Source organism: Isoptericola sp. NPDC019693, from assembly GCF_044389085.1.
Lineage (GTDB): Bacteria > Actinomycetota > Actinomycetes > Actinomycetales > Cellulomonadaceae > Isoptericola.
On sequence record NZ_JBIRXP010000002.1, the window covers coordinates 437,218 to 456,577 of the forward strand.

18 protein-coding genes are annotated in these 19,360 nt (G+C 73.0%); 11 read left to right on the forward strand and 7 right to left on the reverse strand.

Annotated elements, in window-relative coordinates:
* Window positions 1-50 precede the first annotated feature (50 nt).
* From ACH436_RS07420 to ACH436_RS07435, 4 genes are all read right to left on the reverse strand, one after another.
* On the reverse strand, window positions 51-1,346 hold the full coding sequence (locus ACH436_RS07420) for an aminotransferase class I/II-fold pyridoxal phosphate-dependent enzyme (RefSeq protein WP_430559553.1): 1,296 nt from the start codon (window positions 1,344-1,346) through the stop codon (window positions 51-53).
* Between the two features lie 64 nt (window positions 1,347-1,410).
* Window positions 1,411-1,926, reverse strand: coding sequence for an SRPBCC family protein (locus ACH436_RS07425; RefSeq protein ID WP_430559554.1), 516 nt, complete (start codon window positions 1,924-1,926; stop codon window positions 1,411-1,413).
* Complete coding sequence (locus tag ACH436_RS07430) at window positions 1,923-2,846, reverse strand: hypothetical protein (RefSeq protein WP_430559555.1); 924 nt, start codon at window positions 2,844-2,846, stop codon at window positions 1,923-1,925. Before ACH436_RS07430 ends, ACH436_RS07425 begins: the two co-directional genes overlap by 4 nt.
* Entirely contained in the window at window positions 2,843-3,358 is a 516-nt protein-coding gene (locus ACH436_RS07435; protein ID WP_430559556.1) for an OsmC family protein, read from the reverse strand. The genes ACH436_RS07430 and ACH436_RS07435 overlap by 4 nt, the downstream gene beginning before the upstream one ends.
* Window positions 3,359-3,562: 204 nt before the next feature.
* Between ACH436_RS07435 and ACH436_RS07440 the strand changes: the two genes are divergently transcribed.
* Both ACH436_RS07440 and ACH436_RS07445 read left to right on the forward strand, forming a co-directional pair.
* Complete coding sequence (locus ACH436_RS07440; RefSeq protein WP_430559557.1) at window positions 3,563-4,309, forward strand: SDR family oxidoreductase; 747 nt, start codon at window positions 3,563-3,565, stop codon at window positions 4,307-4,309.
* Between the two features lie 60 nt (window positions 4,310-4,369).
* The gene (locus ACH436_RS07445; protein ID WP_430559558.1) at window positions 4,370-5,287 is read left to right on the forward strand and encodes an RNA polymerase sigma-70 factor; all 918 of its coding nucleotides are present in this window, start codon (window positions 4,370-4,372) and stop codon (window positions 5,285-5,287) included.
* Here the strand turns inward: ACH436_RS07445 and ACH436_RS07450 are convergent.
* Entirely contained in the window at window positions 5,269-6,660 is a 1,392-nt protein-coding gene (locus ACH436_RS07450; RefSeq protein WP_430559559.1) for an NAD(P)/FAD-dependent oxidoreductase, read from the reverse strand. The two genes, ACH436_RS07445 and ACH436_RS07450, sit on opposite strands and share 19 nt — an antisense overlap.
* A gap of 250 nt (window positions 6,661-6,910) precedes the next feature.
* On the opposite strand from ACH436_RS07450, the gene ACH436_RS07455 reads away from it, so the two are divergent.
* From ACH436_RS07455 to ACH436_RS07495, 9 genes are all read left to right on the forward strand, one after another.
* The gene (locus ACH436_RS07455) at window positions 6,911-7,714 is read left to right on the forward strand and encodes a thymidylate synthase (RefSeq protein ID WP_430559560.1); all 804 of its coding nucleotides are present in this window, start codon (window positions 6,911-6,913) and stop codon (window positions 7,712-7,714) included.
* 16 nt (window positions 7,715-7,730) lie between these two features.
* Window positions 7,731-8,255 carry a dihydrofolate reductase gene (locus ACH436_RS07460; RefSeq protein WP_430559561.1) on the forward strand — a complete coding sequence of 175 codons (525 nt, stop codon included), beginning with the start codon at window positions 7,731-7,733 and terminating at the stop codon, window positions 8,253-8,255.
* Between the two features lie 371 nt (window positions 8,256-8,626).
* On the forward strand, window positions 8,627-9,613 hold the full coding sequence (locus ACH436_RS07465) for an ABC transporter permease (protein WP_430559562.1): 987 nt from the start codon (window positions 8,627-8,629) through the stop codon (window positions 9,611-9,613).
* Window positions 9,613-10,287, forward strand: a complete 675-nt coding sequence (locus ACH436_RS07470) for a YesL family protein (protein WP_430559563.1) — start codon at window positions 9,613-9,615, stop codon at window positions 10,285-10,287. Before ACH436_RS07465 ends, ACH436_RS07470 begins: the two co-directional genes overlap by 1 nt.
* A gap of 14 nt (window positions 10,288-10,301) precedes the next feature.
* On the forward strand, window positions 10,302-11,816 hold the full coding sequence (locus ACH436_RS07475; protein ID WP_430559564.1) for an extracellular solute-binding protein: 1,515 nt from the start codon (window positions 10,302-10,304) through the stop codon (window positions 11,814-11,816).
* A 98-nt stretch (window positions 11,817-11,914) separates the two neighbouring features.
* Window positions 11,915-13,258 (forward strand): glycoside hydrolase family 28 protein, encoded by a 1,344-nt coding sequence (locus ACH436_RS07480; RefSeq protein WP_430559565.1) that lies wholly within the window; start codon window positions 11,915-11,917, stop codon window positions 13,256-13,258.
* A complete protein-coding gene (locus ACH436_RS07485) occupies window positions 13,255-14,766 on the forward strand; it encodes an extracellular solute-binding protein (RefSeq protein WP_430559566.1) in 1,512 nt (503 codons plus the stop codon). Before ACH436_RS07480 ends, ACH436_RS07485 begins: the two co-directional genes overlap by 4 nt.
* Window positions 14,767-14,773: 7 nt before the next feature.
* Complete coding sequence (locus tag ACH436_RS07490; RefSeq protein ID WP_430559567.1) at window positions 14,774-15,283, forward strand: hypothetical protein; 510 nt, start codon at window positions 14,774-14,776, stop codon at window positions 15,281-15,283.
* Window positions 15,280-16,206 (forward strand): carbohydrate ABC transporter permease, encoded by a 927-nt coding sequence (locus ACH436_RS07495; protein ID WP_430559568.1) that lies wholly within the window; start codon window positions 15,280-15,282, stop codon window positions 16,204-16,206. The genes ACH436_RS07490 and ACH436_RS07495 overlap by 4 nt, the downstream gene beginning before the upstream one ends.
* Before the next feature lie 71 nt (window positions 16,207-16,277).
* Here ACH436_RS07495 and ACH436_RS07500 read toward each other — a convergent pair whose 3' ends face one another.
* Window positions 16,278-17,663, reverse strand: a complete 1,386-nt coding sequence (locus ACH436_RS07500) for a serine hydrolase domain-containing protein (protein WP_430559569.1) — start codon at window positions 17,661-17,663, stop codon at window positions 16,278-16,280.
* Window positions 17,664-17,750: 87 nt separating this feature from the next.
* Window positions 17,751-19,235: a xylulokinase gene (xylB, locus tag ACH436_RS07505; RefSeq protein WP_430559570.1), complete on the reverse strand. Its 1,485-nt coding sequence runs from the start codon at window positions 19,233-19,235 to the stop codon at window positions 17,751-17,753.
* Window positions 19,236-19,360: the final 125 nt, after the last annotated feature.

The window sequence follows — 19,360 nt, forward strand, 5'->3', positions numbered from 1 at the left end:
TGCGGATAGTCCCCGAAATCGCGCTCACAACACGTCGGATGGGGGCGAGCTCAGGACGTGGCGGCCTCCGCCGCGGCGAGCAGGATGCAGGTGGCGACGCCGTCCATCGCGACGCGCACCTCCTCCAGCGGCGGCATGGTCGGCGCGAGGCGCAGGTTCCGGTCGTCGGGGTCGCGGTGGTACGGGAACGTGGCGCCGGCGGGCGTGAGCGCGATGCCGGCCTCCTTCGCGAGCTGCACGACGCGCGATGCCGTGCCGGGGAGCACGTCCACGGACACGAAGTACCCGCCGTCCGGGCGCGTCCAGGTCGCGACGCCGGCGTCGCCGAGGCGCTCGTCGAGGATGTCGACGACGGCGCGGAACTTGGGGGCGAGGATCTCCCGGTGCCGGCGCATGTGGGCGCGCACGCCCGCGGCGTCGCCGAAGAACTGGGCGTGCCGCAGGTGGTTGATCTTGTCCGGGCCGATGGAGCGGATGCCCAGGTGCTTCGTGAACCAGGCGACGTTGGCCGGCGACGAGGCGAAGAACGCGACCCCGGACCCGGCGAACGTGATCTTCGACGTCGACGCGTACAGCAGCACGCGGTCGGGGTTGCCGGCCTCGGCCGCCAGCTCGATGGCGTTCGCGGACTTCGCCTCGTGCTCCGTGAGGTGGTGCACGGCGTAGGCGTTGTCCCAGAAGATGCGGAAGTCGGGCGCCGCCGCGGGCATCGACACCAGACGGCGGGCGACGGCCTCCGAGACGACCGAGCCGTCCGGGTTGGCGTACGTCGGGACGACCCACAGGCCCTTGATCGTCGGGTCGTCGGCGACGAGCGCGGCGACCGCCTCCGCGTCAGGCCCGTCCGGCGTCATCGGCACGGTGACCATGCGGATGCCCAGCTCCTCGCAGATGGCGAAGTGCCGGTCGTACCCGGGCACGGGGCACACGAACGTGATCTGCTCCTCGCGCGACCACGGCCGCTCGGAGCCCGGCACGCCGAACAACAGCGCCTGCACCACCGTGTCGTACATCAGGGTGAGCGAGGCGTTGCCCTGCGCCAGCAGCTGGTCGACCGGCACGCCGAGCAGCTCGGCGAAGATGGCGCGCAGCTCGGGCAGGCCGGCGAGGCCGCCGTAGTTGCGGGTGTCCGTGCCGTCCGCGGCCGTGTGGCTGCCCTCGCCGGGCAGGGCCAGCAGCGGCTCGGAGAGGTCGAGCTGCTCGGCGGACGGCTTGCCCCGCGTGAGGTCGAGCTTCAGGCCGCGGGCCTGCAGCTCGGCGTACTGGCGGCGCAGGTCCTCGAGCCTCTCGGCGAGGCCGGCGGACGGGGTGGTGGACGACGGCGCGGTGGAACCCTCGGTGCTCACCCCACGGACCTTACCGGCCGCGGGTCGGCGGCGGCAGGGCGTCCCACGGCGGTGCCGCGTCCGCTCAGCGGCGGTCGAGCGCCCGGGCGAGGCGGCCCAGCGACAGGTGCATGAACACCCGCAGCGCGAGCCCGACCGGCAGGGCGGTGACGGCGCGGGGGAGCGGGCCGGCGAGCCAGGCCTCCTCCCACCACACGACGCGGCACCGTCCGACGTCCACGGGGACGACGTCGAAGCCGGCCTCGCCGTGCAGCACCGGCCCGAGCTTGCGCAGGCGGGTGCGCCCCACCCGCGACGCCGCCGTGGAGGGGCGTTCCAGCTGTTCCACGACCATCCGGTCGAGGACCACCAGGCGACCGAGGGCGCTGGCGGGGTCGCGCCGCGCCCCCGGGCCGCTCGCCATCGTGCAGCGGTCGCCCAGCTCGGGGCCGTGGCCGGCGGGGCCGTCGAGCCGGGTCGCGACCATCCAGCGGGGGTGGGTGCGCAGGTCCGCCACCCAGGCGAACGCCACGGAGGCCTCCACGGGGAGCACCCGCGCCACCTCGACACGACGGACCGGGGTCCCGGCGGCGGAGGTCACGAGCCCGCGTCCTCCGGCCCGCCCCCGCGCCCCTTGCGGTGCGGCAGCCACCGGCTCGGCGACGTCCGGCGGGCCGCGCCGAGGGCGCGGCGCGCGGGGACGCCGGCGCCCGGCTCGAGCACCGCCTCCACGACCCGGGGGAAGTGCTCGGGCGGCGGGCCGAACGCGCGTCGCGACTGCGTCACGACGCCGTGCCCGAGCGCCCGACCGCCCGTGACACCCACCACGAACCCGACGCCGAACGGCAGCAGCCGCCCGAGGGCGAGCGACCCCTGCTTGGCCACCTGCCGTTTGAGGAACTGGCGCGCCAGGGTCTTGTTGACGCGCTTGATCGTGGTCTGCGGCATGGACGTGAGCAGCACCTTGCCCCACGCGACGCTCGACCCGCCGATCGCGTTCTCCACGTCCTTCGCGCCCCGGTCGCCCAGCACGGTCGCGAGGAGCAGGGCACGACGGCGCGGCACGTCGTCGATCTCGATGCCGTGCACGTCCGCGACGGCCAGCGCGAACGCCGCCGAGGCCCCGAAGAACGTCGCGACGTCGCCCGTCGTGAGGGCCGTCGCCGCCGCCGTCCCGACCGTCGGGGCCGCGGCCGCCGCCCCCACGGCGCCGCCCGCCGTCGTCAGGAGGGCCAGGTACTCCTTCTCCAGGATGCGCACGATCCCGGCCGGGTCGGCCTCGGGGTTGCGTGCCCGCAGCCGGTCCACGTGCTTGTGGATCGCGGCCGACGGGATGGTCACGGCCTTGTCGAGGAGCGCGTCCAGCACCGGCGTCGGCCGGTACCGGGCCCACTCCTCGCGACGCGTGGCCGGGTCCCCGGCCTCGGCGACCGCGTCGCCGGGGCCGCCGCCCGGCCCGTCCGGGCGCACGACCTCGCCGCCCGCCGTCGGGCCCTCGCCGCTTCCGCCGCGCGCGGTCACGACGCGCGGTCCTCCGCGTCGCCCGCCGGCTGCTCGAAGACCGCCGGCGGCACCAGGGCGCCCGCCTTGAGGGTGCGCCCCACGGTGCAGGCCCGGTCGATGGAGCGCTGCGCCAGCAGCAGGGTCTTGTTGCGGGTGGCCTCGTCGAGGCCCGACAGGTCGATCTCGAAGCGCTCGGTGAGCACCGGGTACCGGTCCTCGTCCATGTCCTTCGCGTCCTCGACCCGGATCACGGCCTCGTACGCCTCGCCGAGCACCCGGGCGAACTTGGTGTCGCTGCTCATGCCCGCGCACGCGGCCAGCGCGACCTTGAGCAGCTCGCCCGGGGTGAAGACGGCGCCCGCCTCCACGGGACCGATCTCCACGCTGGCGCCGCGGGCGGTGTGCCCCCGGTAGGTGCGGGTGCCGGTGCGCTCCACCCACAGCGGGTCGGTGGGCGACGGCGTCACGGGGGCCGCGGCATCGGCCTCGGGGCCGGCGGCGGTGTCGGGCGCGGTGCTCTGGTCCGTCATGAGGCGATCCTCCCACTGGTCTCGCGATGGTCGCCCGGGGGTGTCCGGGCGGTCCGGAGGAGAACGTGCGGGGGCGGCGCGAGATTCCGGTGTGACCGGGATCACCGGGGCCCGCCTGTCACGGACCGTCGTCGTGCCCGGTCGAGAGGGTGTCGGGCGGTCACCGGGCCGCCCGCTCCGGAAGCACGGGGAGAGGACAGGCTCATGAAGATCGTGGTCGTCGGTGGTACGGGACTCATCGGGACGCAGGTCATCGCACAGCTCCAGCAGGCCGGGCACGAGGCGGTCGCCGCCGCGCCCAGCACGGGCGTGGACACCCTGACCGGCCGGGGCGTGGACGAGGCGCTCGCGGGCGCCGACGTCGTCGTGGACGTGTCGAACTCGCCGTCGTTCGCGGACGACGACGTGCTGCGCTTCTTCACGACGTCGACGCGCACCCTGCTCGACGCCGAGAAGCGGGCGGGCGTGCGGCACCATGTCGCGCTGTCGATCGTGGGCGCCGACCGCAACCCCGACTCGGGGTACCTGCGGGCCAAGGTGGCGCAGGAGGAGCTGGTCCGTGACGGCGGCGTCCCGTGGACGGTCGTCCGTGCCACGCAGTTCTTCGAGTTCGCCCCGCGGATCGCGGACGGCGCCGTGGTCGACGGCGCCGTACGCATCCCGCCCGTCGCGTTCCAGCCGATCGCGTCGGCGGACGTCGCGAGGTTCGTGGCCGAGGCGGCCGCGGCGGAGCCGTCCGGGGAGGTCGACGACGTCGCCGGCCCGGAGCGCGTCCGCTTCGACGAGTTCATCCGCGCCGCGATCGCCGGCGACGGCCGCGAGGTGGTGGCCGACCCCGCCGCCCCGTACTTCGGTGCGGTGCTGGCGGACGACTCGATCGTGCCGCAGGGCGACGCCCGGCTCGGAGCCGTGACGTACGCGGACTTCACCGCGGCGCACGCCACGGCATGACCGCCGTCGTCCGCCCGCCCCGCACTGCCCCTCCTGCCGGCGCGGGCGTACGTTGACCGCATGACGACGCACCCGCCCGCGCCGGAGCGCCCCGGCCCCCTCGTCGCGACCGAGGAGGCCGGGGCGCTCGACGCGTTCCTCGCGGTGCGGCCCCAGCTGTTCGGCATCGCCTACCGGATGCTCGGGAGCGTCGCCGAGGCGGAGGACGTCGTGCAGGACGCGTGGGTCCGCTGGCAGGGCACGGACCGGGCGACGGTCCGGAACCCGGCGGCGTTCCTCACGACCGTCACGACGCGCCTCGCGATCAACGCGGCGACCTCGGCCCGCGCGCGGCGCGAGACGTACGTCGGGCCGTGGCTGCCCGAGCCGGTGGACACGTCCGAGGACCCGGCGCTCGGCGCCGAGCGCGCCGAGGCCCTCGAGCTGGCCACGCTGCTGCTCATGGAGCGGCTCACCCCCGTGGAGCGGGCCGTGTACGTGCTGCGGGAGGCGTTCGGCTACCCGTACGGGCGGATCGCGGAGATCCTCGACCTCACCGAGGCGAACGCGCGCCAGCTCGCCCGGCGGGCCCGCGACCGGCTGGGCACGCGCGAGGCGGTGCCGGTCGACCCGGGCGAGCACCGGCGCCTGCTCGACGAGCTCGTGGCCGCCGCGCACGAGGGGGACCTCGCGCGCTTCGAGCGCTACCTGGCCGACGACGTCGTGGCGCGCCCCGACGGGGGCGGGCGGGTGCACGCGTCGCGCGTCGACCTCGTGGGCCTGGCACGGGTGTCGCTGTTCCTCGACAACGTGTGGCGCAAGTTCTGGAACGCCGGCACGGTGCGCGTCGTCGAGGCGAACGGCCTGCCGGCCGTCGTGGTCGACCTGGACGGCGCGCCGTTCGCGCTCCTCGCCCTCGACGTCGTCGACGGGCGGGTCGAGCACGTGTACGTCCAGGTCAACCCCGACAAGCTGGCGGGCTACGCCGCCGCGTCCTGACGTTCCTCGGCGTCGGCGTCGGCGTCGATGTCGGCGGCCGCGTCGTCGTCCGGTGCGGTCGCCGCGGCGAACGCGGCGCGGGGCGTCTGCACCGACGCGAGGGAGACGACGTCGCGCCCGAAGACCGCGGCGGTGAGCCAGACCGCGAGCACGCGGACCTTGCGCTCCCACGTCGGGATGGCGAGCACGTGGTAGCCGCGGTGCATCAGCCACGCGAGGCGGCCGCGGACCACGAGCCGGCCGGACTGGAAGATGCCGGAACCGAGCCCCAGGGTCGCGATCACGCCGAGGCTGCCGTGCACGTAGGGCCGCGTCGGGCGGCCGTGCAGGCTCGCGACGAGGTTGCGCGCCAGCCGGCGCCCCTGCCGGACCGCGTGCTGCGCGTTGGGCACGGCGAGCGCCCCGGGCCGCGCGACGGCGAGGTCGGGCACGGCGGCGCCGTCGCCCGCGGCCCACGCGTCGTCGACGGGGGCGTCGTCGGTGCCGACGCGCAGGTCGGGGCGCACGACGACGAACCCGCGGCGGTCCACCGGCAGGTCGGTGTGCGTCGCGACCACCGGGTTCGCGGCGTTGCCCGCCGTCCACACCAGCAGGCCCGACGCGAACGACTCGCCGCTCGAGAGGCGCACGACGCCGCCGGTCGCCGACTCCAGTCCCGTGCCGAGGTGCACGTGCGCCCCGCGCCGCTCGAGCTGCTCGACGACCCACCGCCCCGGGCGGTCGGTCACCTCCGGCAGGATCCGGTCGCTCAGCTCGACGAGGTGGAACCGCAGCTCGTCGGCGTCGATCTCGGGGTAGCGGGGGAGCAGGTCGTGCGCGAGCGACAGCAGCTCGGCGAAGCCCTCGACGCCGGAGAACCCGCCGCCGACGAACGTCACCGTGAGCAGCTGCTCCCGCTCCGGCCCGCGCGGCAGGCTCGCCGCCCGGTCGAACGAGGTCAGCAGCCGGTCGCGGATGGCGACCGCCTCCTCCACGTGCTTCATCCCGATCGCGTGCTCCGCGACGCCCGGCACGGGGAAGACGCGCGTCACCGCGCCCGCCGTCACCACGACCGTGTCGTAGGGCAGCCGGTACGGCTCGCCCGAGCGCGGCCGCACGACGACGACGCGGTCCGCGTGGTCGACGCGCACCACCGCCCCGTCGACCAGCCGCGTGCGGCGCAGGTGGCTGCGGTGGGCCACCGCCGCGTGCCGCGCCTCGACCGACCCGGCCACCACCTCCGGCAGGAACGGCTGGTACGTCATGTACGGGCGGGGGTCGACCAGCACCATCTCGACGTCCCCGTGCCGCAGCTCCCGCCGCAGGCCCTTCTCCAGCTCCCGGGCCGCCGTGAAGCCCGCGTAGCCGCCACCGACGATCACGATGCGTCGCATCACTGCCTCCTGTGCCGCGCCCGTCGGGCGCTCTCACCATGTCGACCGCGCGGCGGGACGCACCGTGACAGCTGCCGGGTGTGACGTCGGAGACGTCGGCGCGGCAGTTTCGGTTCGGCGCGGCAGTTCGAACTGCCGATCCGAGCCCGAACTGCCGCCGCGAACACCGGTCCGGACACCGGTCCGGGCGGCGCGACGACGCGCCGCGGCAGGGCCGCCGGGGGTGCCGGGAGGGTCGTAGGGTTGCCGCATGGCTGCGATCCCCACCCCGTACGAGGACCTCCTGCGCGAGGTGCTGGAGACCGGCACCCACAAGGAGGACCGCACCGGGACGGGCACGCGCAGCGTGTTCGGACGGCAGCTGCGGTACGACCTGCAGCAGGGCTTCCCGCTGATCACCACGAAGCGGGTGCACCTCAAGTCGGTGGCCTACGAGCTGCTGTGGTTCCTGCGCGGCGACTCCAACGTGCGCTGGCTGCAGGACCACGGTGTGACGATCTGGGACGAGTGGGCCTCCCCGGAGGGCGAGCTGGGCCCGGTCTACGGCGTGCAGTGGCGGTCGTGGCCGACGCCGGACGGGCAGCACGTGGACCAGATCGCGGGCGTGATCGACCAGATCAAGGTCAACCCGGACTCGCGCCGCCTCATCGTCAGCGCGTGGAACGTGGCCGAGCTCGCCGACATGGCGCTGCCGCCCTGCCACCTGCTGTTCCAGTTCTACGTCGCCGACGGGAAGCTCAGCTGCCAGCTGTACCAGCGCTCCGCCGACCTGTTCCTCGGCGTGCCGTTCAACATCGCGTCCTACGCCCTGCTCACCCACATGGTGGCCGCGCAGACCGGCCTCGAGGTGGGCGAGTTCGTCTGGACGGGCGGCGACTGCCACGTCTACGACAACCACGTCGAGCAGGTGCGCACCCAGCTCTCGCGTGAGCCCTACCCGTACCCGACGCTCCGCCTCGCGCCGCGCGACTCGATCTTCGAGTACACGTACGAGGACATCGAGGTGCTCGGCTACCAGCACCACCCGGGCATCAAGGCCCCGGTCGCCGTCTGACGCCGGCGGGCACGACGTGATCGGTCTGATCTGGGCCCAGGCGCGCGACGCCGCGGGCCGGCCCGTCATCGGGGCGTCCGGCGACATCCCCTGGCGCGTCCCCGAGGACTTCGCGCACTTCAAGGCGACGACGGCCGGCCACCCGGTCGTCATGGGCCGGCGCACCTGGGAGTCGCTGCCGCGCCGCCCCCTGCCCGGGCGCACCAACGTCGTCGTGACGCGGCAGGAGGGCTGGGCCGACGACGGCGCGGTGGCGGTGGGCTCGGTCGACGCGGCCCTGGCGCTCGGCGCCGCGGCCCCCGGCGGGGACGAGGTCTGGGTCATGGGCGGCGGCGAGGTCTACGCGGCGACGCTGGCGCTCGCGGACCGGCTCGTCGTCACCGAGGTCGACCTCGAGGTGGCGGGCGACGCGTTCGCGCCCGTCGTCGAGGCGCTGACCTGGGAGGTCGTCCACGACGGCGCGTGGGCGACGTCGTCCGGCCCCGGCGCGCTGCGCCACCGCGTGCGCACCTACGCCCGCCGCACCCGCACCGCGAGCTAGCTCCAGCCGCGCCGCGGTGGTCCGGACGACCGCGAGGTAGTGGACCAGGCCACTACCTCGGCGCAGATCGGACTACCTCGCCGCCGGTGGAACTACTTCGGCGCGGGGAGAACTACCTCGGCGAGCTTCGAACTACCTCGGCGTGCTCGGGCGCGGGATCCTGCGCCTCCGGCGGAGTCATGCCGGCCCCCGGCCGACTGTTGCATCACGATCTCGTCACCGATCGGTGGAAGGCGCTTGCCGTTTCCGGCACCCGTCCTGTACGTTTCCGAGAAACCGGTTACCGGCGCGTTTCACCGGGAGCGCGAACAGCTCGAGGAAGAGCAGAGGGGCACGCCAATGGTGGTTGTGACGAACGAGGGGACGGCGCGATGAGCGCGGTCACCGCCGCGAAGACCGCGGCGCCGACGACGCCGACGTCCGGCGGTGGCGCACCCGCGCACCCGCACGCACGCCGCAAGCGGGTGCCGGTGCTGTGGAAGCACAAGGCGCTCTACCTCATGGCCGTGCCGGGGATCCTGTACTTCATCCTCTTCAAGTACGCGCCCATGGGCGGGCTCGTCATCGCCTTCCAGGACTACCTGCCGTTCCTCGGCATCGGGGGCAGCCCGTGGGTCGGCTTCGACCACTTCGTGCGCTTCTTCTCCGAGGACACGTTCTACGTCCTGCTGCGCAACACCCTGATGATCTCGCTGGGGATGCTGATCTTCTCGTTCCCCGTGCCGGTGATCCTGGCGCTGCTGCTCAACGAGGTCCGCACGAAGTGGTTCCAGCGCAGCATCCAGTCGGTGATCTACCTGCCGCACTTCCTGTCGTGGGTCATCGTCGTCTCGATCTTCTACGTGCTGCTCACGACCGACGGCGGGTCCGTCAACAACCTGCTGGTGTCGTGGGGCTTCGACCCGATCCCGTTCCTCACCGATCCCGACTGGCTCCGGCCGATGTACATCTTCCAGGAGATCTGGAAGGGCGCCGGCTGGGGAACCATCGTCTACCTCGCCGCGATGACCGCGGTCGACGTCCAGCTCTACGAGGCATCCGAGCTGGACGGCGCGGGCCGGCTGCGCCAGGCCTGGCACATCACGCTGCCGGCCATCCGCCCCACCATCATCGTGATGTTCATCCTCGCCATCGGCGACTTCCTCGAGCTCGGCTTCGAGCACATGTTCCTCGTGATGAACTCGCTGAACCGCGACGTCGCCGACATCTTCGACACCTACGTCTACACGGCGGGCATCGAGAACGGGCAGCTCAGCTACGCGGCCGCCGTCGGCCTGTTCAAGGGTCTCGTCGGCCTGATCCTCGTGGTCTTCGCCAACCGCCTCGCCAAGCGGTTCGGCGAGGAGGGCGTCTACTGATGTTCTCCTTCGAGGGCTTCGTCCGGATCGACGCGATCTGTCGCGGGATCTTCCGCGTCGCGTACCTGGGCGTGCTGTGGCTGGCGACGACGGTCCTCGGGCTCGTCGTGCTCGGGTTCGGCCCGGCGTCGTACGCGACGGCGAAGTCCATGGACCGGTGGCTGCGGCACGGCGAGACGCCGCCGATCGCCCGCACGTTCCTGGCCGACGTCCGCGAGCGGACGCGCGAGGCGATGCTCGCCGGCTGGGTGGTCCTCGCCGCGGGGGCCGTGATCGTCACCAACGTCTTCCTCGCCCCGACGTGGATCCTGCAGGCGGTCAACGTGCTGGCGCTCCTGGTGCTGGGCGTCGCCACCGCCTACGTCTTCCCCGTCATGGCCGCCACCGAGATCCCCACCACGCGGCGCCGGTTCGCCGCGGCGCTGCTGCTCGGCTTCGGCTCGCTGCACTGGACCATCATCGGAGCGGCCGCCGTCGGCGTCGCCTGGTGGCTGCTGTGGACGTTCGCCACCCCGCTGCTCCTGCTGTTCGGGGCCGGCCTGCCGGCGTTCGTCGTCGGTCTGGTCACCCGCATCGTCTTCCGCCCGCTGGAGGAGCCCGCCGAGGCCCCGGGGCAGACCCACCGTTCCTTGCACCACCAGATGATCGCGCCTGCGACGGAGCAGGTGTCATGAGAGGAGCAGTACCCATGCGCAAGACCCTGTTCGCCAAGGGCGCGGCCGCGGCGGCGGTGACCGCTCTCGCGCTCACTGCCTGCGGCAGCAACGGTTCGGGCGACGCCGACGGCGGCGAGGCCGACGACAGCCCGATCACGTGGATGTCGATGCTGCACACCCCCGTGACGCCCGACGAGGACGGCCCGATCCAGACCGCCCTGGAGGAGTACACCGGCCAGGAGTTCAAGATGCAGTGGGTCCCGGACGCGTCGAAGGAGGAGAAGATCAACTCCGCCCTCGCGTCCGGCCAGCTCGCCGACATCGTGTCGCTGACGGTCACCGACAGCACCACCGTGCGCCAGGCCCTCAAGGCCGGGCAGTTCTGGGACGTCGAGCCGTTCCTCAAGGAGTTCCCGAACCTCGCGAAGATCGACCCGCAGACGCTGGACGCGGCCCGCCTGGACGGCACGCTCTACGGCGTGCCGTTCCAGAAGATCAAGACCCGCTACGGCGTGGTGATCCGCCAGGACTGGCTGGACAACCTGGGCCTGGAGGTGCCGCACACGATCGAGGACCTGGAGAAGGTCGCGGTCGCGTTCGCCAAGGACGACCCGGACGGCAACGGCAAGGACGACACCACCGGCTTCATCGACCGCGAGGAGAGCTTCCTCGTCGGCTTCCGGTCCCTGACCGGCTACTTCGGTGCCGGCGACAAGTTCTCCGTGGACGACTCGGGCCAGGTGCAGGCCGCGTTCGCCAGCGACGAGTTCAAGCAGGCGATGGAGTGGTACCGCGGCGTGTACGAGCAGGGCGCCGTGAACCAGGAGTTCGTCACCGTCCAGAAGACGAACCAGCAGGACGCGATCGCGCGCGGCAAGGGCGGCATCGTCGTCACGGGCCTGTTCGAGGCGAAGAACTACATGGCACTGGCGGAGAGCGCCGACCCGAAGACGCCCATGAAGTGGGCGCTCGTCAACGACATCACGCACGACGGCCAGCCGCACCACATCATCACCGACACCGGCGGCGGCATGGGCGGCTGGCTCGCCCTGCCGAAGTCCGAGGTGAAGGACGAGGCCGAGGTCAAGAAGGTGCTCGGCTTCATCGACAAGCTGCTCGACGAGGAGCCGTTCGGCCTCATGACGAACGGCGTCGAGGGCGAGCACTACTCGATCGACGGCGACGGCGTCGTGACGATCGAGGACCAGACCGCCTGGGAGCAGGAGGTGCAGCCGTACTCGTCGTCGCGCCCCTCGGAGAAGGTGACCGTCTTCAAGAGCTCGGCGCCGTACGTGGACGAGGCCAACGAGAAGATGGCCGCGCAGGAGCCTGACGCCGTCATCAACCCGACCCAGTCGCTGAGCTCGGAGACCTTCGACCGCCAGTGGTCGACGATCGAGGACAAGGCCATGGACGCCTACAACCGCTACCTCACGGGCCAGCTCGAGATGGCGGACTACGAGGCCGTCGTCGAGGACCTGCGCGGCCAGGGCCTGGACGACATCGAGGCGGAGTTCACCGCGGCCTACGCCAAGGTGAACGGCTGACCGTCCCCGACGTCGTGAGCGGGCGTCTGGCCCCGTTTCGGTCCCCGAGGTGGGCCAGACGCCCGCTCACCACCCCACGCACCACCGAGAGGCCACACGTGCACACCCTCGACGACACCCTCGCGACGACCACCCTGCAGGCCGCGATCGACGACGCCGCCGCGGCGGGCGGCGGCACCGTCGTGGTGCCCGCCGGGACCCACCGCACGGGCGCGCTGCGCCTGCGCTCGCACGTCGAGCTGCACCTCGAGGCGGGCGCACGCCTCGAGTTCGTGCCCGACCCCGCGCTCTACCCGCCGGTCGAGGCGCGCTGGGAGGGGGCCAGCTCCACCATCCACCAGCCGTGCCTGTACGCGTACGGCGAGACCGACGTCGCGATCACCGGCCGCGGCACGATCGACGGCGGCGGCGCTGCCTGGTGGGACACGTTCCGCCACGACCGCGGCTCGCTCGCCCACCCGCGGCCCACGCTCGTCGGGATCCACGAGTGCACCACGGTGACGATCCGCGACGTCACGCTCACGAACTCCCCGGCCTGGACCGTGCACCCGCTGCTGTGCGAGGACGTGAGCGTGTCGGGCGTGCGGATCCACAACCCCGCCGACTCGCCCAACACGGACGGCATCAACCCGGAGTCGTGCCGGAACGTGCGGATCAGCGACTGCCACATCGACGTCGGCGACGACTGCATCGCGATCAAGGCCGGCACGGAGCGCACCGCCGAGCGCGTGCCGTGCGAGAACATCACGATCACCGGCTGCACGATGGTGCACGGCCACGGCGGCGTGGTGCTCGGCAGCGAGATGAGCGGTGGCATCCGCAACGTCGTCATCACCGGGTGCGTGTTCTCCGGCACCGACCGCGGGATCCGGCTCAAGTCGCGCCGCGGGCGCGGCGGCGTCGTCGAGGACGTCCGCGTGACGAACGTGATCATGGACGGCGTCCTGTGCCCGTTCGTGATCAACCCCTTCTACTTCTGCGGGCCGGACGGCAAGGAGCCCTGGGTCGCCGACCGGTCCCCGCACCCGGTGGACGAGCGCACCCCGGCGTTCCGCCGGATCCACCTGGCCCACGTCACCGCCCGGGGGGTGCACGCCGCGGCGGCGCACCTGTACGGGCTGCCCGAGGCGCCGCTGAGCGAGATCACCCTCGACGACGTCGCGATCTCGTTCGCCGAGGACGCCCGGCCGGGCGTGCCCGCGATGGCGGCGGGCGTCGACGCGGTGGCGCGGGCGGGCATCCGCGTCGGGTACCTGGCCGACTCCGCGTTCACCCGGGTGCGGGTGGTGGGGGCGGTCGGGCCCGAGGTGACGGCCGAGGCGAGCCCCACGCTGCGGCTCACCGACGTGACCGGCCGGATCGAGCGGGACGACACCGACGTCTCCCGCACGTCGAGCACGCCTGCGACGGAGCAGGCGGCAGGAGAGGAGCACCCCGCATGAGGAAGAACGTGTTCGTCAAGGGAGCGGCCGCGGCCGCGGTGGCCGCGCTCGCGCTCACCGCCTGCGGCAGCAACGGTTCGGGCGACGCCGACGGCGGCGACGCCGGGGGCCCCATCACGTGGATGGCGACGCTGCACACGCCCGTGACCCCGGACCAGGACGGGCCCATCCAGACCGCGCTGGAGGAGCACACCGGCGAGGACCTCAAGATCCAGTGGGTGCCGGCGGCGTCGTCGGCCGAGAAGCTCAACGCGGCGCTCTCCTCGGGTGCGCTCGCCGACATGGTGTCGATGGCGCCCGTCGACAGCTCGACGGTGCGTCAGTCGCTGAAGTCGGGGATGTTCTGGGACGTGGAGCCCTACCTCAAGGAGTTCCCGAACCTGGCGGAGATCGACGCGCAGACGCTGGACGCGGCCCGCCTGGACGGCACGCTCTACGGGGTGCCGTTCCAGAAGATCAAGGCGCGGTACGGCGTGGTGATCCGCCAGGACTGGCTGGACAACCTGGGCCTGGAGGTGCCGCACACGATCGAGGACCTGGAGAAGGTCGCGGTCGCGTTCGCCAAGGACGACCCGGACGGCAACGGCAAGGACGACACCACGGGCTTCATCGACCGCGAGGAGAGCTTCGACCTCGGATTCCGGTCCCTGTCGGGGTACTTCGGCGCCGGCGACGACTTCGAGGTGGACGACGCAGGGCAGGTGCGCTCGACGCTCGACGGCGACGCCTTCAAGCAGGCGATGGAGTGGTACCGCGGCGTGTACGAGCAGGGTGCCGTGAACCAGGAGTTCGTCACCATGCAGAAGACGAACCAGCAGGACGCGATCGCGCGCGGCAAGGGCGGCATCGTCGTCACGGGCCTGTTCGAGGCCAAGGGGTACCTCGCTCTCGCGCAGGACGCGGACCCGGAGACGCCGATGAAGTGGGCGCTCGTCAACGACATGACCTTCGAGGACGTGCCGCGCCGGATCCTCACCGACACCGGCGGCGGCCTCGGCGGCTGGCTGTCCTTCCCCAAGTCCGAGGTGAAGGACGAGGCCGAGCTGAAGAAGGTGCTCGGGTTCGCGGACAAGCTGCTCGACGAGGAGGCGTACGGCCTCATGACCAACGGCGTCGAGGGCACCCACTACTCGATGGACGCCGACGGCGTCGTGACGATCGAGGACCAGACCGCCTGGGAGCAGGAGGTGCAGCCGTACTCGTCCTCGCGTCTGTCCGAGAAGGTCGTGACGTACAAGAGCACCGAGCCGTACGTCGACGAGGGCAACGAGAAGATGCTCGAGAACGAGGAGTACGCCGTCGTGAACCCGGCGCAGTCGCTGTCGTCCGAGGCGTACGACCGGCAGTGGACCACGGTGCACGACGCGGCCAAGGACGCCTACAACAAGTACGTCGTGGGCCAGATCGAGATGGCGGACTACGAGGCCGCCATCGAGAAGCTGCGCGGCCAGGGTCTGGACGACATCGAGCAGGAGCTCACGGCCGCCTACGCCGAGGTGAACGGCTGACATGGCCATGACCGAGACGCCCGCCCGCCGCGACGCCGCGCCCGAGCCCGGCGAGCCCGCGGCCCCGCTCCGGCGCACCGTCGAGCTCTGGCTGGCCGGGGTGGCGGCGGCCCTGACGACGCTCTCCCTCGGCGCGTTCACCGTCGTGGTGAACGGCGTCGACGAGGCGACGTTCGCCGACACCCTCTACCCGCTGCTCGCCGACGGCGGCGTCGCCGGCGCCGCGGGCGTCCCGGTCGAGACCGCCTACGAGGCCACCCGCACGCTCGCGGCGTGGTTCAGCTTCACCGTGCCGTTGGTGCTCGGGCTCACCGTCGTCGGCTTCGCCCTGGCGCGCCGCCGCCCCGGGCGCCGCTCGACGGGGTGGTGGTTCCTCGCCGCCGGGCTCGTGTGCCTCTTCGGCAGCCAGCTCCTGCTCTACCCGATCGCCTTCGGCTTCTTCGTCGCCGCCGGGCTCTTCGCCCTGCGCGCGACCGACCAGCATTCCGACCAGCCCCACACCGGGAGTTCCACATGAGCAAGATCGCCGCGGCCCCCACCGCCGTCGGGCCCCTCCGCAGCACGGGTCGGGCCCGCAAGCCCTCGGTCGGGGTGCGCGTCTTCCAGGTCGTCAACGCGATCGTCCTCACGGGCTTCGCGCTGCTGTGCCTCATCCCGTTCCTCAACGTGCTCGGCAGCTCGCTCGCCACCCCCGGCGAGATCGCCACCCGGCCGTTCATCCTGATCCCGCAGACGTTCACGCTCGACGCGTACCGGTACATCCTGTCGACGTCGACGATCTTCCAGGCGATGGGCGTGTCCGTCATCGTCACCGTGGGCGGCACGTTCCTCAGCCTGCTGGTCACCGCGCTCATGGCGTACGCGCTGTCCAAGCGGTACCTCAAGGGCCGGCGGGTGATCAACTTCCTCGTCGTGTTCACGATGCTGTTCAGCGGCGGCATGATCCCCACGTTCATCGTGGTGCAGAAGCTGGGGCTCATCGACTCGCTGTGGTCGCTGATCCTCCCGGTGCTGATCAACGCGTTCAACTTCGTCATCATGCGCAGCTTCTTCCAGGGCATCCCCGACAGCCTGGAGGAGGCGGCTCGCATCGACGGCTGCTCGGACCTGGGCGTGTTCCTGCGGATCGTGCTGCCGCTGTCGCTCGCGTCGATCGCGACCATCGGTCTCTTCTACGCCGTCTACTACTGGAACACCTACCAGTCCGCCATCCTCTACATCAACGACTCGGAGAAGTGGCCCATCCAGGTGCTGCTGCGCCAGATCGTCATCGTCGCGTCCGGAATGAACGCGGACGAGGGCTCCGTCGACGTCGTACCGCCCGCCCAGTCGGTGAAGATGGCCGTGATCTTCGTGGCGACGCTGCCGATGCTGCTCGTGTACCCGTTCATCCAGAGGTTCTTCGTCAAGGGCGCCCTGATCGGCTCGGTCAAGGGCTGAACCGAGGCGCCGCGCACGACGAAGGGCGGGAACCCTCCCCGGGGTTCCCGCCCTTCGTCGTGCGCGGCCGGTCAGCGCGTGCGGGCGTAGGCCGCGTGGAACGTCCAGCCCGTGGCGAGCGTCTCGCCGAAGCCCTGCGACTGGACGGCGAGGGTGCCGTCGGCGGCGAGAGCGAGGCGGAGCCGCAGCGTGGCCAGCTCGTCGCCGTGCGTGCCCGCGCGCACGTCGAGGGTGCCCGGGGCGGACCAGCCCGCGGTGACGACCGCAGGCTCCCCGCCCACCCGGGTCGACAGCGGGCCGGTGGTCTCGAGCGGGATCGACCAGCCGTCGGACGACGCGACGGTGCCGCCGTCGCCCGTGACGGCGAGCGTCAGCTCCGCCGGTCCGGCGCCGGGGGTGCGGGTGGCCCACGTGCCGTCCAGCGGGCGCGCGTGCGCGGCGTCGTGCCGCGGCGCCGGCCAGGGAAGGTCGACGGGGTCGCCCGCCGGCACGCGTGCCTCCCCGCTTGCCTCCGCGCCTGCCTCCCTGGCACCCGCCAGGTCGCGCGCGGGCCCGACGAGCTGGTCGAGGACGAGGTCGAGCAGCTTCTGGTCGCCGCTCGCCGCGGCCTGGGAGTCGGCCGTGACGACCACGGTGACCTCCCGCTCGGGGTCGCCGTAGACGATCTGCCCGCCCAGGCCGAACATCAGCCAGCCGCCCGTGGGCGGCAGCCAGAGCTGGTACCCGTACGACGCGCGGAACGGCGCGCCCCACGTCTGGGTGGCGGGTGACGACTGCGGCGACGTCGCGGCGGCGAGGTAGTCCGCGGGGAGCAGCTGTGCGCCCTCGTGCAGGCCGCCGTTGTTCAGCAGCCGGGCCAGCAGCACCAGGTCGTCGGGGGTGCAGATCAGGCCGGAGCCGCCGTGGCTGAACCCGTCCGGACCGGGCAGGAAGCGCAGGCCGGCCGAGACGCCGAGGGGGTCGAGCACGCGCGGGCGCAGGTAGTCGGCGAGGGATCCGCCGGTGGTCCGCTCCACGAGCGCGGCCAGCGTGTACGAGGCGCTGGTGTCGTAGGTGTACAGCGTGCCCGGCGGGTGCGTGGGCTCGACGCGGAAGTACGACTCCAGCCAGCCGCCCTCGCGCACCTTGTACGTCGTCGAGCGGTGCGGGCCGACCATCGCGAGCATGTGCCGCAGCGTCGTGGCCGCGAGCCAGGGGTGCACGGTGCGGCCGTCGACCAGGTCGGGGAAGTGCTCGACGACCGGGTCGTCGAGGTCGAGCCGGCCCTCCGCGGCGAGCAGACCGACCGCCAGCCCGGTGACGGTCTTGGAGACGGAGTACATCCGCTGGGGGACGTCCGGCCCGCGGGTCGCAGCAGCGGCGGCGGCGAGCCGGTCGCCCCCGACGCGCACGTCGACGGTGTGCAGGGCGATGTCGTGCGCGGCGGCGCGCTCGACGAGAGGGTGCAGCTCGATCATCCGGCCAGCCTAGTAACCGCTTTCCCGCCTGACCAGGGCCCTCGCCGGGCGGATCTCACCGCACGACGAGGGCCCGGGCCGCGCGGCTCAGGTCAGGTCGCGGACGGCGGCGTACTGCTCGCGCACCACCGGGCGCGGGTCGGCGGCCAGCGTCGTCGCGACCGTCGTCGACCAGGACGGCGCGCCGGCTGCCGGGTCCGTCGCGGCCGCGAGGACCCACGCGGCCTGGCGCGCGGCGCCGTCGGCCACGTACTCGCCCGGCTCGGGCACGCCGATCGCGAGCCCGAAGACCTGCGTGGCCACCTGCTGCACGGCGGGGGACTGCGCGGCGCCGCCGATGAGCATGACGCGCTCGATCGGCACGCCCTGGGCGCGCAGCGCGTCCAGCCCGTCGGCGAGGCCGCAGAGCATGCCCTCGACGTACGCGCGGGCGAGGTGCTCCCGCGTGGACGTGGCGAGCCGGACGCCGTGCAGCGTGCCCGTCGCGTCGGGGCGGTTGGGGGTGCGCTCGCCCTCGAGGTACGGCACGAGGACGAGGCCGTCCGCGCCGGGCGGCGCCGCGAGGGCGAGGTCCGCCAGCTCGTGCACGTCGACGTCGAGCACCGTGCGGGCGGCGTCGAGCACGCGCGCCGCGTTGAGGGTGACGGCGAGCATGAGGGCGTTGCCGGTGGCGTCGGCGAACCCGTTGATGGCGCCGGAGCCGTCCGCCGTGCGCGACGGGGCCACCGCCGAGACCACTCCCGAGGTGCCGATCGAGATCGCGATGTCGCCGGGGGTCATGCCGAGCGCGAGGGCCGCGGCGGCGTTGTCGCCGGCGCCGGGGCCGATCAGCGCGCCCCCCTCGACGTCTGCGCCGGCCACCGAGGCGTGGGCGGTGCCGCCCGACTCCGCCGGGCCCAGGACGCGGGGGAGGGCGACGTCGTCGCGCCCCAGGGCGAGCCGCAGCAGGTCGGGGCGGTAGGCGCCCGCACCCGACTCCGCCTCGGCGTCGTAGTACCCGGTGCCCGACGCGTCCGAGCGGTCGGTGACCAGGGCGTCGAGGCGCGGCCCGAGGGGCGACTCGCCCTCCGGTCCGTAGCCGGCGATGCGCCAGCTCAGCCAGTCGTGGGGGAGCGCGACGGCGGCGACGCGCGCGGCGTTCTCGGGCTCGGCGTCGCGCAGCCAGCGCAGCTTGGTGACGGTGAGGGAGGCGACGAGGACCGACCCGACGGCGTCGGCCCAGGCCTGCGCCCCGGCCTCGCGGTCGCCGTCGCCGAGCTCGGCGATCAGGTCCTCGGCCGCGGCCGCGGAACGCGTGTCGTTCCACAGGATCGCGTCGCGCACCACGCGGCCCTCGGCGTCGAGCGCCACGAGGCCGTGCTGCTGCCCGCCGACGGCGACCGCCGCGACGTCGTCGAGGCCGCCGGCCTGCTTCGAGGCGGCGAGGAAAGCGTCCCACCAGTGCTGCGGGTCGATCGACGTGCCGTCGGGGTGCTTCGCGGTGCCGGACCGCACGAGGCGACCGGTCTCGGCGTCGCGCACGACGATCTTGCAGGACTGCGTGGAGGTGTCCACGCCGGCGACGAGGGGCATCGTTGCTTCCTTCTCAGGTCCGGGGTGTTGTGGGCGCGATTTCGGGGACTATTCGCGACCGAATAGTCCCCGAAATCGCGCCCACAACAGCTCGCGGTGGCTCCGGGGGACACGCCTGGGACGGG

What these genes read in the sequence shown, in the direction of transcription:
- ACH436_RS07450 (WP_430559559.1), bottom strand. Translation starts at nt 6,660, where the DNA reads ATGCGACGCATCGTGATCGTCGGTGGCGGCTACGCGGGCTTCACGGCG.
- ACH436_RS07485 (WP_430559566.1), top strand. Translation starts at nt 13,255, where the DNA reads ATGAGGAAGAACGTGTTCGTCAAGGGAGCGGCCGCGGCCGCGGTGGCC.
- ACH436_RS07465 (WP_430559562.1), top strand. Translation starts at nt 8,627, where the DNA reads ATGAGCGCGGTCACCGCCGCGAAGACCGCGGCGCCGACGACGCCGACG.
- ACH436_RS07470 (WP_430559563.1), top strand. Translation starts at nt 9,613, where the DNA reads ATGTTCTCCTTCGAGGGCTTCGTCCGGATCGACGCGATCTGTCGCGGG.
- ACH436_RS07440 (WP_430559557.1), top strand. Translation starts at nt 3,563, where the DNA reads ATGAAGATCGTGGTCGTCGGTGGTACGGGACTCATCGGGACGCAGGTC.
- ACH436_RS07475 (WP_430559564.1), top strand. Translation starts at nt 10,302, where the DNA reads ATGCGCAAGACCCTGTTCGCCAAGGGCGCGGCCGCGGCGGCGGTGACC.
- ACH436_RS07435 (WP_430559556.1), bottom strand. Translation starts at nt 3,358, where the DNA reads ATGACGGACCAGAGCACCGCGCCCGACACCGCCGCCGGCCCCGAGGCC.
- ACH436_RS07455 (WP_430559560.1), top strand. Translation starts at nt 6,911, where the DNA reads ATGGCTGCGATCCCCACCCCGTACGAGGACCTCCTGCGCGAGGTGCTG.
- ACH436_RS07445 (WP_430559558.1), top strand. Translation starts at nt 4,370, where the DNA reads ATGACGACGCACCCGCCCGCGCCGGAGCGCCCCGGCCCCCTCGTCGCG.
- ACH436_RS07500 (WP_430559569.1), bottom strand. Translation starts at nt 17,663, where the DNA reads ATGATCGAGCTGCACCCTCTCGTCGAGCGCGCCGCCGCGCACGACATC.
- xylB (WP_430559570.1), bottom strand. Translation starts at nt 19,235, where the DNA reads ATGCCCCTCGTCGCCGGCGTGGACACCTCCACGCAGTCCTGCAAGATC.
- ACH436_RS07490 (WP_430559567.1), top strand. Translation starts at nt 14,774, where the DNA reads ATGACCGAGACGCCCGCCCGCCGCGACGCCGCGCCCGAGCCCGGCGAG.
- ACH436_RS07495 (WP_430559568.1), top strand. Translation starts at nt 15,280, where the DNA reads ATGAGCAAGATCGCCGCGGCCCCCACCGCCGTCGGGCCCCTCCGCAGC.